This is a genomic window from Paenibacillus sp. 22594 (genome assembly GCF_052044425.1).
Lineage (GTDB): Bacteria > Bacillota > Bacilli > Paenibacillales > Paenibacillaceae > Paenibacillus_AQ.
Window position 1 is genome coordinate 1,455,608 of sequence record NZ_JBQENA010000001.1, and the last position, 15,362, is coordinate 1,470,969.

At 51.5% G+C, this 15,362-nt stretch carries 12 protein-coding genes; all 12 read right to left on the minus strand.

The window, feature by feature from the left end; genetic code table 11:
- Window positions 1-61 precede the first annotated feature (61 nt).
- Window positions 62-1,774 (minus strand): phosphoenolpyruvate--protein phosphotransferase, encoded by a 1,713-nt coding sequence (gene ptsP, locus ACTJKB_RS06550; RefSeq protein ID WP_440832590.1) that lies wholly within the window; start codon window positions 1,772-1,774, stop codon window positions 62-64.
- Window positions 1,767-2,042, minus strand: coding sequence for an HPr family phosphocarrier protein (locus ACTJKB_RS06555; protein ID WP_440832591.1), 276 nt, complete (start codon window positions 2,040-2,042; stop codon window positions 1,767-1,769). Before ACTJKB_RS06555 ends, ptsP begins: the two co-directional genes overlap by 8 nt.
- A 101-nt stretch (window positions 2,043-2,143) precedes the next feature.
- Window positions 2,144-4,207, minus strand: coding sequence for a glucose-specific PTS transporter subunit IIBC (gene ptsG, locus ACTJKB_RS06560; protein ID WP_440832592.1), 2,064 nt, complete (start codon window positions 4,205-4,207; stop codon window positions 2,144-2,146).
- A gap of 271 nt (window positions 4,208-4,478) precedes the next feature.
- Window positions 4,479-5,348: a glucose PTS transporter transcription antiterminator GlcT gene (gene glcT, locus ACTJKB_RS06565; RefSeq protein ID WP_440832593.1), complete on the minus strand. Its 870-nt coding sequence runs from the start codon at window positions 5,346-5,348 to the stop codon at window positions 4,479-4,481.
- Window positions 5,349-5,498: 150 nt separating this feature from the next.
- Window positions 5,499-7,115, minus strand: a complete 1,617-nt coding sequence (locus ACTJKB_RS06570; protein WP_440832595.1) for a hypothetical protein — start codon at window positions 7,113-7,115, stop codon at window positions 5,499-5,501.
- Window positions 7,108-7,818: an ABC transporter ATP-binding protein gene (locus ACTJKB_RS06575; RefSeq protein ID WP_440832596.1), complete on the minus strand. Its 711-nt coding sequence runs from the start codon at window positions 7,816-7,818 to the stop codon at window positions 7,108-7,110. Before ACTJKB_RS06575 ends, ACTJKB_RS06570 begins: the two co-directional genes overlap by 8 nt.
- Window positions 7,819-7,910: 92 nt before the next feature.
- Entirely contained in the window at window positions 7,911-9,461 is a 1,551-nt protein-coding gene (locus ACTJKB_RS06580) for a flotillin family protein (protein ID WP_440832598.1), read from the minus strand.
- Window positions 9,461-9,997, minus strand: a complete 537-nt coding sequence (locus ACTJKB_RS06585; RefSeq protein WP_440832600.1) for a protease — start codon at window positions 9,995-9,997, stop codon at window positions 9,461-9,463. Before ACTJKB_RS06585 ends, ACTJKB_RS06580 begins: the two co-directional genes overlap by 1 nt.
- 184 nt (window positions 9,998-10,181) lie before the next feature.
- Window positions 10,182-11,345 (minus strand): iron-containing alcohol dehydrogenase, encoded by a 1,164-nt coding sequence (locus tag ACTJKB_RS06590; RefSeq protein WP_440832601.1) that lies wholly within the window; start codon window positions 11,343-11,345, stop codon window positions 10,182-10,184.
- A gap of 180 nt (window positions 11,346-11,525) precedes the next feature.
- A complete protein-coding gene (locus tag ACTJKB_RS06595; RefSeq protein WP_440832603.1) occupies window positions 11,526-13,106 on the minus strand; it encodes a UDP-glucose--hexose-1-phosphate uridylyltransferase in 1,581 nt (526 codons plus the stop codon).
- Window positions 13,107-13,132: 26 nt separating this feature from the next.
- Complete coding sequence (gene galE / locus ACTJKB_RS06600) at window positions 13,133-14,119, minus strand: UDP-glucose 4-epimerase GalE (protein WP_074084689.1); 987 nt, start codon at window positions 14,117-14,119, stop codon at window positions 13,133-13,135.
- A gap of 1 nt (window position 14,120) precedes the next feature.
- Window positions 14,121-15,299 (minus strand): galactokinase, encoded by a 1,179-nt coding sequence (locus tag ACTJKB_RS06605; RefSeq protein WP_440832605.1) that lies wholly within the window; start codon window positions 15,297-15,299, stop codon window positions 14,121-14,123.
- Window positions 15,300-15,362 lie beyond the last annotated feature (63 nt).

Sequence of the window (15,362 nt, forward strand, 5' to 3'; positions counted from 1 at the left end):
TGGTATAAAGTAGTTGGAAAAGTAGACTTGCTATAAAACGGAGTAATGCTTGAAGCAATAATTAATTCACACTGCTTTGCACAAGGGCAGCAACTTCCTCGGCGGTACCGAGTTGCAGCGCTTTGGCAGCCATTTCCTTCATATCTGCGGCAGAGAGCTTGGAAATCTGGCTCCGTGCCGGGAGGATAGAAGTGGCACTCATGCTGAATTCATCAAGACCGAGGCCCAGCAGCAGCGGAATCGCCGTGCTGTCGCCAGCCATTTCACCGCACATGCCGGTCCATTTGCCTTCAGCATGCGCAGCATCGATTACAATTTTGACAAGGCGCAGAATGGCTGGATTGTATGGCTGATACAGGTAAGATACCCGTTCGTTCATCCGGTCTGCAGCCATTGTATATTGGATAAGGTCATTGGTTCCGATACTGAAGAAATCCACTTCCTTGGCGAACTGGTCAGCCAGAACAGCGGTGGAAGGAATCTCCACCATTATGCCAAGCTGAATGTTGTCAGACACTTCCTTGCCTTCTTCGCGGAGCTTGGCCTTCTCCTCCAGCAGCAGATCACGTGCTGCACGGAACTCGCCGAGTGTAGCGATCATAGGGAACATGATCCGCAGATCACCGTGGGCGCTTGCTCTGAGCAGTGCGCGGAGCTGGGTACGGAAAATGTCCTGACGGTCCAGACACAGGCGGATCGCCCGGAAACCGAGGAAAGGGTTCATTTCCTTAGGCAGATCCAGATACGGCAGTTCCTTGTCGCCGCCAATATCCAGCGTGCGCACAACAACAGGCTTGCCGTTCATGTTCTCCAGCACTGTGCGGTACGCATTGTACTGGATTTCTTCGGAAGGCAGCTTGTCGCGGCCCATGTACAGGAACTCCGTCCGGTACAGACCTACACCTTCGCCGCCGTTCTCGATCACACCGTTCACATCGTTGGGTGTACCGATGTTGGCAGCCAGCTCCACATGCTTGCCGTCAGCAGATACGGTCGGCTCGTCGCGGAGCTTTTTCCACTCGGCGATTTGCAGATCATAGGCTGCCTGCTTGGCTTTGTACTCCGCTACTTCAGCATCGCTCGGGTTGATCAGAACATCACCGTTCAGACCATCCACAATCACCAGATCTCCTGCCTTGACTTCGGACAGTACATTCTTGGTGCCGACTACCGCCGGAATTTCCAGGGAGCGGGCCATGATGGCCGAGTGCGAGGTGCGTCCACCGATATTCGTTGTGAAGCCCTTAACGAAGTTGCGGTTCAGCTGTGCTGTATCGGAAGGCGTCAAATCCTGAGCGATAACAATGACTTCCTCACTGATCTCGGCAGGACTGACATAATGGATACCCAGCAGGTGGTTCAGCACCCGTTTGGTCACATCGCGCATATCGGCTGCACGTTCCTGAAGGTACGCGCTTTTCATATTTTCAAACATCTCAATAAACTGAGTGGCAACTTCATTTAAGGCATAGTCCGCATTTACCAATTCCTCACGGATTTTGTCCATTACGGGACTGATCAGCTCAGGATCTTCCAGAATCAACAGATGGGATTCAAAGATCTCCGCTTTCTTCTCGCCCAGTTCAGCGAGGGTGCGTTCCTTGATGCTCTGCAGCTCGGCTTTGGACTTCTCCAGCGCGTCTGTCAGTTTGGCAACCTCTGCCTCCACATCGCCTACAGCCGTTTTCGTAATGGTATAATCCGGATGTTCCAGGATAAAGGCACGGGCTACGGCAATACCTGCTGAAGCCGCGATTCCTGAAATTTTACTCATGCAGCTCTCCCAGCCCTTCTTTAACCATAACTTCCTGAAGTGCGCTCAGCGCTTCGGACTCTTCACTGCCTTCAGTAATCAAAGTCAGAGTGTCGCCTGCTTCAAGACCCAAAGACAAAACGCCAAGGATGGACTTGAGTGTTACTTTTTTACCTTTAGCTTCTGCAAAAGCTTCGGTGTCTTTGAATTTTGTTGCCGTATTTACCAGCGCTGTTGCCGGGCGTGCGTGAATTCCGTCTTCGTCGATAATTCTGAATGTTTTTTGCATGATAATATCCAACTCGCTTTCTGTTCATATAGGATTTGTTTTTTTATGGTGAAGGCTACGCTCCCTTTAAGTATAAAGGAAGCGCTGCCCCATTGCACATTCTACAGGATACTGATGATATCCTTGTCGCCGATAACCACTTTACCCGGCTTCTTCAACGTAACTGCAGAACCTTCTGGCAGATTGGAGAAAATGACTGGTGAAATTACGGAAGGCGCATGAGCCTTAACGTACTCCAGATCAACCTCCATAATCGGCTGTCCTGCGGCTACCAGATCGCCTTCTTCGACCAGGATCGTGAAACCCTGACCTTTAAGCTTGACCGTATTTACGCCGATATGAACCAGTACCTCTTTGCCGCCATCGGACATGATGCCAATCGCGTGCTTGCTTGGGAAGACGTTGAACACTTTACCGTATACCGGCGAAGCAATCTTACCGTCGTCTGACAGGAACGCAAAGCCGTCACCGGTCATCTTCTGGGAGAACACCGCATCCGGCACCTGTGTAATATCGAGCAGCTCCCCGTTGACCGGAGATACGATATCCTCAGGAATAATCGCTGTGCCTTCTTCTCCTGCCTTTTTCTCCAGCTCAGGCTGTGGAGCAGCTGCGGCTGGTGAAGCGGCTGGAGTTCTGCCGTTCATTACATCCTGAATCTGTGATTTGATCGTATCGGAACGGGTTCCGAAGATCGCCTGCACGTTATTGCCGACTTCGAGTACGCCTGATGCACCAAGCTTCTTCAGACGGTTCTTATCCACGCCGGCCTTATCTTTAACTTCTACACGAAGACGTGTAATACAAGCGTCCAGGTGAGTAATGTTTTCTTTGCCGCCCAGTGCGGACAGAATGTTGCGCGGCAGATCATCACCGCTTCTGGATACATTCTCTGTGCTTACTTCCTCCTCATCATCGGAAGGATCTTCACGTCCCGGTGTTCTGAGGTTGAACTTCCGAATTACAAAGCGGAATCCAAAGTAGTAAATGACCGCAAGCACAAGACCTACCGGAATAACCAGCCACCACGCTGTACGGTTCGGAATCACACCGAACAATACATAGTCGATGAAACCGCCGGAGAAGGTCATCCCGATTTTGACATTCAGGATATGCATGGTCATGAAGGACAAGCCGGCAAATATTGCATGTACGGCGAACAGCAGCGGAGCCACGAACAAGAATGAGAATTCAAGTGGCTCAGTAATCCCGGTCAGAAAGGAAGTCAGTGCTGCTGAAACCATCAAACTGCCGACAACCCGCTTATGCTCTGGTCTGGCTTCATGGTAGATCGCCAGGGCCGCTGCAGGCAGACCGAACATCATGAACGGATATTTACCGGTTGTAAAGGTACCCGCTGTGAAATCCACACCGTCACGAAGCTGCTGCATGAAGATCCGCTGGTCCCCGCGGACCAGGTTTCCCGCTTTATCGATATAGCTTCCGAATTCATACCAGAACGGTGAATAGAAGATGTGATGCAGACCAAACGGAATCAGGGAACGCTCGATCACCCCAAAGATAAAGGCCGACAGCGTCAGATTCGTATTGATCATACTCTGTGATACATAGTTCAGGCCGTGCTGGATCGGCGGCCAGATGATCGTCAGTGCAAGCCCGAGAAGCAGGGAAGTTACTGCCGTCATAATTGGAACAAAACGTTTACCCGCGAAGAAGCCGAGATAGGATGGCAACTCTATGCGGAAGAACCTTTTGTACATGGACGCAGCCAAGACCCCGACGAGGATACCGCCGAATACGCCGGTCTGCAGGGTTGGAATCCCCAAGACACTGGCATAGGCGAAGTCTTGCTTGCTCAGCACCCATTCATTGATGCCAAGCACGGTTCCCATAGTCACGTTCATGACCAGGAACCCGATAATAGCCGCAAGTCCGGCTACCCCTTCACCGCCGGCAAGCCCGATGGCTACCCCGACCGCAAAGAGAAGTGACAGGTTACTGAAGACAATTTGCCCTGAATTCATCAATACATTGGCAATGGCTTGAACCACATTATTCTCCAGTGCCGGAACGTATTGAAGGAAGTCAGGGTTAACCAGCATGTTGCCGATCCCAAGGAGCAAGCCTGCCGCAGGCAGAATGGCCACTGGAAGCATAAGCGCCTTACCGACCCTTTGCAACACACCAAACAGTTTTTTGAACATTGAGGTCACTTCCTTAATTGTTAATTTCGTTCAAACAGAAGCCAAAAAAGGCATGAGCAACACAGCATACAGGTTGTTCCTCTAACACAAGGTTAGATTACCCCGACTTGGGGCTGGACAACCAAAATACTGTAAATCACTCATGCCTGATCGAATCAGTTACACGCTTTGTATTCTGTTTAGTTTAACCAGGGATCATTGTAGCACCGTTCTTTTGAACATGCAAGCACAAAAATAGCCCTACAAATGCAGGGTTATTTTGTTTTGTTTCCTACTCCAGAAGCTCCATATCTGCTTCATCCTCTTTTTTCTGGGCCAGCCGCTGCAAATGAATCGTCAGGTAGCTTACCTCTGCAGCATAGACGGGAATATGCACCCGCTGCTCAATGACCTTAGTCAGCTTCCAGGCCAGCATATACATCTCAGGGTATTCGCGTTTCATCAGTCCATCGAGCGATGAGGTCTCCCGCACAGTCTCCCCCCGGCGCAGGCGCTCCAGTACGAAACGCAGATGGGTCACGAGACGGGAATAATCCAGCGAGTCTCTCGGGATATGATAATCCAGATTGTCTTCCACCAGGTTCACCATATCACCGATCAACAGGGAATGCTGCTTGACCTCAGAGATATGCCGGTTGCTGAGTGCGCTGACAATATGCAAGGCAACAAAACCAATCTCATCCGGCGGCAGCCTTACCCCCATCGCCTCGTTAATCCGCTCCACCGCATACTCCGCCAGGTTGTATTCTTCCGGGTAGATTTCTTTGGTTTCGTACAGAAACGGATTATGAATAGCTATATTCTGCTCGTTTCTGCGGATGGCAAACGAGATATGGTCAGTGAGCGCTATATGGATATGCTCATTCAGCGGCTGGCGGCTGCTCTGCATAATGTGCAAAACAATCTCCTGCATGACCTCTATGAGCTTCTCTTCGACCTGGGGAATGAGCTGCTTATATTGTTCCTGTTCCTCCTGGTTGCGGAGAATAAACATCTTCTCCACAGAGGACAGATTGATCCGGTCGCGTGTTTTACGGTTAAACCCGATGCCCTTGCCAATGACAACCACTTCGGCATATTGGGGATGTTGGGCGATAATCACATTATTGTTGAGTACTTTCGCTACTGTTATGCTGCTCACTACGTACACCTCTTCGAATTACGGATTTCGAACTTAAGCAGCAAATACTTTAAAATAAGACTAAACACCATTATACTTAATATTCATTCTAAACATCAAGCCATAATACATGTTTTTTAGTCCAGAATCAGTAAACAGCAGCGAAAGTAATCATTTCACCCGGAAGGTTTTTGCCGAATATCTGTAGACCAGAAACAAGGCAATCAGCACATAGACAGCAGAAGCCAGCAGCACCGTTACTGCAAAATGGGCTGGAGTACTCTGAAACTGCATGCATATAATGCCCACACCCAATACAATACTGTTCATGATACTGAAAAACGGATTCTTCACGTTCAGCTCTGTGCTGTAGGGCTGAAAAATATAGTACATAAACAAATGATGCACGGAAAAAAACAGCGACAGGCCAAGAATCACACCGCTGAAAATCAGCGTGTCCGTCATTCCCCAGCTTTCCCCCGATAAGAGAATGAGCACATTCACTACCACACAGATCGCTGCAGCCGGAATCAGATTAAGACCACTGATGCGAAGCAGTCGAACGCGGAAATTGCTCAGGACTGCAGACCGCTCACGGTAAAAGCCATACCGCAGCAGACTAAGATCGCAGTTGAAAAACATCGCCTTGCATACCCGCTCCCCAATAGAGGTGAAACTCATGACAATGACAAGCATGGGCAGAGTGCTCATTACATACTGGACCAGCTTCGTGAATGTATCCGGCGCAGTCAGCAGAATCAGCAGACCGGCTGCAAACAGTGCGCCAATAATCAGCAGCCGCCGCTGGATGGGTTGAATCAGGAAGCGTCTGTGCCGGGAGAAAAAGATCGCGTTCAGGTAGGCATAGCCGGTTTTGTCCGCAAATTGTCCGGGCCGCAGCTGATTGGATGTGAAATCCTTCTCATGCGTCTCGACCTGCTTCCTATTTGCCTCTTTCATCATCCGTCCCATATCCAGCAGCGGATCATCAATCTTGGTGACCGCGTCCACTGCGTTACGGTAGCCGGGATACCTGGCAATATACAATGCAGACAAAGCTCCTAGGACCACAAGCGCCACACTCAGGGGAAGGTTGAATATTACTCCATCCATATCCATTAGCGCGTTTCCCCTGTACAGAGGCACAAATGCCAGCAGGTAACCCACTCCAATGGCGGACCAGACCAGACCGTTTTTTTTGACAAGCACCATTTCCCTCGTATCAAATATCCACAGATGGAGCGCTTCACCAGCAATACGCCATAATGAAAGCAGTAAGGACAAAAGTAGTCCTTGCCAGAGCGGTGCGCTATATACATGAGCAAATACCATCATCGCAGGCACAAAATAAATAAAAAAAGTCAGCGACCTGAGCGTCAGGACAGCATGCATGTACTTGTCGGCGGGCAACCTCATCAGCTTGACACAAATATATTTATCCCGCTTCGGTTCCAAAATTATGGCATTGGACACAGTGCCCACCCCAAAACTCAGCAATACAAGCACTTGCAGGTACAGATCGTATTGCTCAGGAAGCGGAAGCTCCTTGGCGGCGAGAACGACAGGCAGATACACGATAAGCCCCAGATAGGCAAACTTGGACAGGAAACCCCAGATGATTTTCAGAAAAAGGGCCACTATGGTAAAAGTCTTCTTCAGGGAGGTCCGGGAATACACGCTGTCATTCACCAGTTTGCCGACCAGAGGTAATCTCCCAAAATAATACAGCAGACGGTTCGCACCCGAGGCCCCCCGGATCTGCATAATGGTGCTCAGCGTGCTAATCATGTTCGCCGCCATCCTTCAGCAATGCAATAATCCGTTCCTCAAACTCAGGACTATGCAGGATGTCTGCAGGGATCTCCTGAAGCACGCCATTATTCAGCACCACGAGCTCATCGCACAGATCGGCGGCAAGCTGCAGAATATGGGTCGAGAAAATAATAATATGATCCCGCTTCATCTCACGGAGCAGCTTCTTGATCTCCAGCGCCACCACTACGTCGAACGAAGTAAGCGGCTCGTCCAGCAGAATCAGAGGCGGGCGGGTGATGATGAAGCACAGCATCTGGATTTTGTTCTTCATGCCGTGAGAATAGCCTTTGATCAGCCGGTGGCGGTCCTCTTCTTCGAAACGGATAATATCAAAATAGTCCCCGATGGTTTTGCCCGGCTGGATTTTGTCCCGGTTGATGTCCATATAGAATTTCACAAACTCATAACCTGTCAGAAACTCAGGGAGAATGGGCAGCGAAAATACATATCCGATCTCCTCTTCGAGCAGCGGCAGACTGACTTCATCTCTTCGCAGAAAAGCGCCTCCGCTGTCCATGCGTGTTTCTCCGCTCAGGCAGTTGAACAGTGAAGTTTTGCCGGCACCGTTGCGCCCCAGCAAGCCGTAAATTTTACCTTTTTCAAATGTAAAGTCGATGCCCTTAAGTACAGATTTGTCATCAAAGCTTTTGCGGATATTATCCAGAATCAGCTGCATATGGCCTCCCTACACTTCTCATTAAGTCGAGTACTAAAAAATAAAGGGATGATAGGCTGAAGCTGCCGGTCATCCCCAGGTTCATGGTCCTGTTATTCTGCGGGCTTCTCTGCCAGCGTAACAGGTGCGGGAGCCGTAAGAGCTGAAGGCTGGCTGACAGGTGAAGCCGCCGGCGCTTTGGAGCCTCCCTTTCCTGCCGTCAATCCCTTGATTAAGGCTTCTACATCAATCCCAGAGACGCTTTTGAGCATTTCAGGAGCCGTAGCCATTAGCTGAGTCACATAGTTGCTGACACGGGCAGCTCCCTCTCCGTTGCCGGTATCCACCACAGTCAGCTTATCGATGGAAGCCAGCGGCTCAGCGATACGTCCAGCCAGCTCAGGCAGCATTTTCACGATAATATCGAGCACTGCGGCCTCACCGAATTTCTGGAACGCTTCCGCAAGCTTCTCTTTGGCTTCCGCTTCCGCAAGACCGCGCAACCGGATAACCTCAGATTCTGCTTTACCTTTAGCCAGCTCGGCATCCGCCACTGCCTGACCTTCCAGCCTTTTCTGCTCTGAAGTGGCTCTGGCCTGAGTTTCTATACTGTATTGCAGGGCATCCGCCTCACGCATTCTTTTGGCCTTATCGGCTTCCGCCGCCTGCTCTACCGCATAGCGGTCAGCTTCGGCTTTCTTCTTCACTTCGGCATCATACTGTTTCTCACGCACTTGAATTTCTTTGGCTTGCAGATCAATCTCCCGTTCCTTACGCACCAGTTCGACCTTCATCTGCTCTTCAACCACCGTCTGCTTGGCACGCGCCTCCTGAATGTGGTACGCCTGGTCGGCTTCCGCCTTCGCGGTATCCTGATCACGCTTAAAGGCAGCAACCTTCAGCTGATTTTCCTTGGACGCTTCGGCTATATTCGTATCGCGCAGCAGTTCAGCCTTCTGCCCCTGTTCTTCCGCATTCGCCTTCTGGATTCGCGCATCCCGCAGCGCTTCGGCTTCGGCAATTTCTGCATCGCGCTTCACGGCCGCAATCCGCGGCTTCCCGAGCGCTTCCAGATATCCGTGCTTGTCGCGCACATCCTTAATCGTGAAGGAAACGATCTGCAGCCCCATCTTCTTCAGATCACGCGCCGCTACCCCCTGAACCTCCTGGGCAAAACGGTCCCGGTTGCGGTATACCTCCTCCACCGTCATAGAGCCTAAAATCGCCCGCAGATGACCCTCTAGCACCTCCTGTGCTTCGCTCTTCAGGGCTTCAATCGGCTTCCCCATGAACTGCTCAGCTGCCGTAGCCACGTCCTCGGTGGAGCTGCCCACCTTGATGATCGCCACCCCGTCGGCAATTACAGGTACCCCCTGCTCGGTGTACACCTCCGGCGTCGTCACATCCAGCTTGTGGGACAGCAGTGACATGAATTCAGCCTTTTGAAAAACCGGTAGAATAAACGCTCCGCCCCCGCGGACAATCTTAATTTTGCGGCCGGAGCCATCATCGGAAATATGATTGTTACCCAGGAATGAACCGGTGACAATCATCCCTTCATCTGGGCCAACCGTTTTATACCGTGCCCAAAATGCAATACCGAGCACAAAGAGCACCGCAACAACCACCGCAGGTATAAATAAGTATTCAGGCAAACCGTACATTACGCGTCCTCTCCTTTTCGCTTTTCGAATTCAGACACAACCGCAACCCCTTCTTTGACTTCAACCACTACAACCTTAATCCCGGCAGGAAGCGGAAGATGATCAAAGCTTGCCGCTGTATGCAGACTATTGCTTGCACCGAACTTCACCATAATCTCGCCATAGCCTTGTGCCGGAACAGGAACCGTTACTTCACCGATTCTGCCGGGCAGCTCGCTCATAGAGAACCCGCTGGACATCTCGCTCTTGTCCATGGGCTTTACTACTCCCAAATACATGACAACAGCCATGAACGCCGCAGACAGCAAGGACAGGGCCAGAATTGGGCCTTCCTCCAGGCTGCTGTATCGGGTCAGCAGAATGCCTGCTCCCCCGAATACGGTGATGCCTCCCGCCAGAACCGCAGGGCTGATGAAATGAAAGGAAACCACATCAAAAATGCCATGAAGGGCACTGCCGATCAGATCTCCAACAATCACACTGACCACGGCAAAAATGACGCCAAGCGCCAAACAGCCCAAATACAGCGTCTCCATATCGTTCTCCTCCCGTCTTTACTTCCGGACTGTCATACTAAGTTAAACGCACAAAACATGTCCCCGGTTTCACAATCTTGGGTAAATATCTCAATATTGTATACTGGAAAACAAAAAACCGCCCCCCGAAAGGGACGGTTCTTCGCTCATTTAAGTATTGACCGGCAAAAGGCTGCCGTTTCTCTTACAGTGCCATTGTATAAATTTCCACAACGTCTTCACGCTGCAGCTTGCGGAAATTCCCAAACGGTCCAAAGCGGACGGCTTTGTCGGCCATATTGCCAATTTCGCTGTTATCGATATCATAGTCGCCCAGTGTCTTCGGCGCGCCAATGGAATCCCAGAAACGGCGCAGCGCTTCGATACCCTCAAGACCCACCTCTTCATCGGATCTGCCGGCAGCATCAATGCCAAATACATTAACAGCCAGCTGGCGGAAACGGGCAGGGTTCGTGCTGAGGTTGTATTTCATCCAGTGCGGGAAGAGAATCGCCAATCCGCCGCCATGTGGAATATCGTATACAGCCGATACGGCATGCTCAATATTGTGGGTTGCCCAGTCTCCCGCAAATCCCATGCTTACCATTCCGTTCAGTGCCATCGTGCCGCAGTACATAATCGTCTCGCGCAGTTCGTAGTTGTTCAGGTCTTCAACCAACTTCGGCGCAGTGGCAATCACTGTGCGAAGCAGCGCCTCACAGAACCCGTCCTGCACCAGTGTATTACCGTCAGTATGGAAATAATGCTCCAGTACATGGGACATGATATCCACCATCCCGTAAACGGTCTGGTCACGCGGCAGAGTGAAGGTATTCTCCGGATCAAGAATCGAGAAAGCCGGGAAGGCGTGAATACTGCCCCAACCCATTTTTTCTTGGGTGACTTCATTCGTGATCACGGAGCCATTGTTCATTTCCGAGCCTGTAGCAGCCATAGTGAGCACGGTTCCCAGCGGAAGCGCCCCCTGCGGAGCGGCCTTGCGCTCTACAAAGTCCCACATATCCCCGTCATATTTCGCACCCACTGCAACCGCCTTGGCACAGTCCAGGACACTTCCGCCGCCTACGGCGAGGATCAGGTCAATACCATTCTCTCGGCACAAGGCTACACCCTTATGTACTGTGGACAGACGCGGATTCGGTTCTACACCGGACAATTCCGTAACTACTGCACCAATGGCCTTCAGCTCGTTGATTACATTCGCATACAGACCGCTGCGCTTAATGCTGCCGCCGCCGTACATAAGCAGTACATTCTTACCGTATTTGGGCACTTCCGTCTGGAGTGCACTAAGGGTACCTTGTCCAAAAATCAACTTGGTAGGATTATAAAATTCAAACTTGCGCATAAGGACGAACCTCCGTTTAGTTCAGGAATGTGATGCAATATTCTATTATAGACCTCTGATCGGCAGCATTCAAATCAGCTCCTGGCGAACAGCCGCTCTCCGTAAAAAGATGCCCCCGTGCCAAGCGGCAGGGGACATCTCACAGGGTAGAGCTATTGGATTAGCAGGAGCCGTGTAGGCTCACTTGAAGCCAAGGCTGTTGGCAAAGCGGTGGAACGCCGCCTGACCTTCCGCGGTACGCTTATACACACCGGCATGCTCAAGAATATGGGTGAACTTGATGCCGACCTCATTTTGCACTGTCTTGACTGCTTTTTCACGGTCCATGGCCGTGCCAAAGCGGACGGTCAGTTCCTGAATCCATGAAGCATGCTGAGCCAGCGCGTGATCTGCCTGGGACTGGACAGCATCCAGCAGAGCCGTATCCCCCGCCAGAATACCGGCAATGGCATCCAGTTCTTCCTTCAGGCGGCCTGGAAGAATCGCGAGACCCATGACTTCGATCAAGCCGATATTTTCTTTTTTGATATGGTGCATTTCCCGGTGCGGGTGAAAAATCCCTTCAGGATATGCCTCGCTGGTCCGGTTGTTGCGCAGTACCAGATCCATTTCAAAACCGCCGTCTTCCGCCCGGCGCACGATAGGCGTAACGGTATTATGCCGCGTCTGCTCCCCGTCCACCTCGCTTGAGGCCAGTATTTCAGCTGCAGGATCACTATAGGTTTGCCAGGCTTCATAGATCGAATTCCCGCATTCCAGCAGCACTGCCGGATCTGAACCCTGCAAACGCAGTACCGACATCGGCCATTTCACGATACTGAGGCTTACACCCGGATAAGCATCGTGAGTGAAGGTAGCCTCCTTCGGCGCCTTCTGGATCGGAAAGGTGTGGCGGCCGCCCTGGAAATGATCATGGGTCAGAATCGAGCCGCCGACAATCGGCAGATCCGCATTGGAACCGATGAAGTAATGCGGGAAGGTTTCCACGAAGCTCAGCAGACGCTTAAGCGTATCTTTGGTCAGCTTCATCGGCACATGATCGTGATGGAACACGATGCAGTGCTCGTTGTAGTAGACGTAAGGCGAATACTGGAGGAACCATTTCTCATTATTCAGCTTCAGCGGAATAACACGCAGATTTTGCCGGGGCGGATGATTGAGCCTTCCGGCGTAACCGACATTCTCGCGGCACAGCAGACATTTCGGATAGACCGGAGGAGGAAGCAGCCGGGCCATGGCAATTTCCTTCGGGTTTTTCTCCGGCTTGGACAGATTAATCGTCATTTCGATGTCGCCGTACGGCGATTCCTGCAGCCAGAACACGTTTTTGGAGATCCGGTCCATGCGGATATAATTGGAATCTATGCTTAACTTGTAAAAGCGGTCCGTCGCCGCCTGAATGCCCTTTTCAGCTGTGAGGCTGTAGAATTCGGCATTCACCTCGGAAGGACGGGCCATGAGGAGGCCCATGATCTTGGCATCCAGCAGGTCGCGGTACGTATCCGAATTTTCGGGAATCAGGCCCATTTCAAAACCATAGTCAATCAGAACATCCAGCGGGGCTTGCGGACTCTCCAGCGGAGCTTCTGCGAATTCGGCAGCATACGGCTCGCTGAAACCAAACTGATCCAGCAGTTCATTGCGGCTGTAGTCCACATCCGCGGGCTGAATCAACTGCTTGTGGATAGCAAAGCCTACCAGCTGTTCGATCGCATACAGCGCCTTTACCGCAGCTGGAGCGGCACTATTATCGTTATTCATTTCAATTCTCCTTCATGTGCTGTAGCTTATTCCCCGTACCCTTGCGGATTGGCCGAATGCCAGTTCCAGGCGCTTTGAATGATCCCCTCAACATCAGCATGCTGCGGATTCCAGCCAAGCACAGAGCGGGCTTTGTCGGAGGAAGCTACCAGTACAGCCGGATCTCCGGCGCGGCGTTCCTGAATTACCACCGGAATATCAAGGCCGGTTACCTTTTTCGCAGTTTCAATGACCTGCTTGACGGAGAAGCCCAGCCCGTTGCCCAGGTTGAAAATATTGCTGGCGCTGCCGCTGCGCAGATAGTTGACGGCCCGTACATGGGCATCGGCCAGATCGCTGACATGGATATAGTCGCGCACACAGGTTCCGTCTTCTGTCGGGTAATCGTCACCGAATACCGCAATGCTCTCGCGCTGCTTCAGCGCGGTTTGCAGCACCAGCGGAATGAGGTGGCTCTCCGGACGGTGATCTTCACCGATCTTGCCGCTGGCATGTGCACCTGCGGCGTTAAAGTAGCGCAGCGCCACATATTTGATGCCCAGCACCTTGTCGAACCAGGACATCATCCGTTCCATGGTCAGCTTGGTTTCGCCGTATACATTCGCCGGCTCGGTGCGGTCGGTTTCCTCAATCGGCACCTTTTCCGGTTCTCCATAGGTTGCGGCTGTCGAAGAGAAGACGATTTTGTCCACACCGGCATGCTGCATCGCTTCCAGAAGGCATTGTGTGCCGTAAACGTTGTTGTCGTAGTATTTAACCGGGTCCTTCATGCTCTCGCCAACCAGTGAGCTTGCAGCAAAGTGGATGACGGCGTCGATCTTATTTTCCGAAAAGAGCTTGGAGAGTGTTACCTTGTCACGCAGGTCGCCCTCATACAGCTTGCCGCCCAGAAGCGCCTCACGGTGCCCTGTCAGCAGATTATCGATCACTACAACCTCTTCGCCACGATCCAGCAGCTCCGCTACTGTATGAGAACCGATATACCCTGCTCCACCTGTTACTAGAATCGCCATCTTACTTCACTCCTTTCAGTTCTTCTACTCCATTGCCGATTCCGCATACATAGAACTCACCGGTCAGGCCGGTTCTGTTCTTGTAGGCTTCTCCTACTTCACGGATAAACCGTTCCACATCATCTTCATGCACCAGCGATACGGTACAGCCGCCAAAGCCTGCACCGGTCATGCGTGAGCCGAGCGTACCAGGAATCTTCTGTGCTTCTTCCACCATAACATCCAGCTCTTCGCAGCTGACTTCATAGAGGTCGCGGAGCGAGACATGGGAATCATTCATATATAAACCGAACTGCTTCAGGTCGTTTTTCTTCAGTACTTCTACAGAATCGAGCACACGCTGATTTTCTTCCACTACATGACGGGCGCGGCGTCTTACCGTTTCGTCAGTGATTTTATCCTTGTATATTTCGAATTGTGCGGGTTTCATCTCTGCCAGGTAAGACAGGGAAGGAACCTCCTGCTTCAAAATCGCCAAGGCCTCATCACACTGGCTGCGGCGCTCATTGTATTTGGAGTCCACCAGGCCTCTCTTCTTGTTCGTGTTGCCGATCACCAGCTTGTAGGAGCCGGTTACAAAAGGAATCAGGCTGTACTCCAAGGTGTCGCACATGAGCAGGATCGCCTGGTCACGCTTGCCGTTGGCTACGGCGAACTGGTCCATAATTCCTGAATTCACACCTACGTACTGATTCTCCGCACGTTGGGACAACAAAGCGATTTCTACAGTATCCGTATCTCCGCCAAGCAGCGTCAGGAAGGCAAACCCGGTGACCACTTCGATGGAAGCCGAGGAGGACAGGCCTGAGCCGTTCGGAATTTCGCCGTGGAACAGAAGGTCGTAGCCTGCGGATACCGGAAGATCTTTTTTGGCCAGCTCCACCATCACACCAACCGGGTAGTCTACCCATTCACCAGTTTTGGCTTTGCCGATTTCACTGTAGTCAATCGAGGCCTCATATGGGAAATTCGTCGATGCAAACTGAACCTTGCCATCCTTGCGCGGACGCACGATCAGTGTAGTTCCGAAGTCCAGCGCTGCCGGAAACACGTAACCTCCGTTGTAGTCCAAATGCTCACCTATGAGGTTTACCCGGCCCGGAGCATAGAATACACGCGCCTCCTCTGTGCTCTCTCCGTATTTCTCGATAAATTTGACTTTCAGATCCTGTATGCTCATTAATGCCACTCCATCCTTTCGCTGCTTCTCGTTTTAACTTTTGGAAATCGTATTGCTTCGTTT

Bases quoted from the DNA above. Each gene is read 5' to 3' on its own strand.
- ptsP (WP_440832590.1), bottom strand. From the start codon at position 1,774: ATGAGTAAAATTTCAGGAATCGCGGCTTCAGCAGGTATTGCCGTAGCC.
- ACTJKB_RS06555 (WP_440832591.1), bottom strand. From the start codon at position 2,042: ATGCAAAAAACATTCAGAATTATCGACGAAGACGGAATTCACGCACGC.
- ptsG (WP_440832592.1), bottom strand. From the start codon at position 4,207: ATGTTCAAAAAACTGTTTGGTGTGTTGCAAAGGGTCGGTAAGGCGCTT.
- ACTJKB_RS06570 (WP_440832595.1), bottom strand. From the start codon at position 7,115: ATGATTAGCACGCTGAGCACCATTATGCAGATCCGGGGGGCCTCGGGT.
- ACTJKB_RS06575 (WP_440832596.1), bottom strand. From the start codon at position 7,818: ATGCAGCTGATTCTGGATAATATCCGCAAAAGCTTTGATGACAAATCT.
- ACTJKB_RS06580 (WP_440832598.1), bottom strand. From the start codon at position 9,461: ATGTACGGTTTGCCTGAATACTTATTTATACCTGCGGTGGTTGTTGCG.
- ACTJKB_RS06585 (WP_440832600.1), bottom strand. From the start codon at position 9,997: ATGGAGACGCTGTATTTGGGCTGTTTGGCGCTTGGCGTCATTTTTGCC.
- ACTJKB_RS06590 (WP_440832601.1), bottom strand. From the start codon at position 11,345: ATGCGCAAGTTTGAATTTTATAATCCTACCAAGTTGATTTTTGGACAA.
- ACTJKB_RS06595 (WP_440832603.1), bottom strand. From the start codon at position 13,106: ATGAATAACGATAATAGTGCCGCTCCAGCTGCGGTAAAGGCGCTGTAT.
- galE (WP_074084689.1), bottom strand. From the start codon at position 14,119: ATGGCGATTCTAGTAACAGGTGGAGCAGGGTATATCGGTTCTCATACA.
- ACTJKB_RS06605 (WP_440832605.1), bottom strand. From the start codon at position 15,299: ATGAGCATACAGGATCTGAAAGTCAAATTTATCGAGAAATACGGAGAG.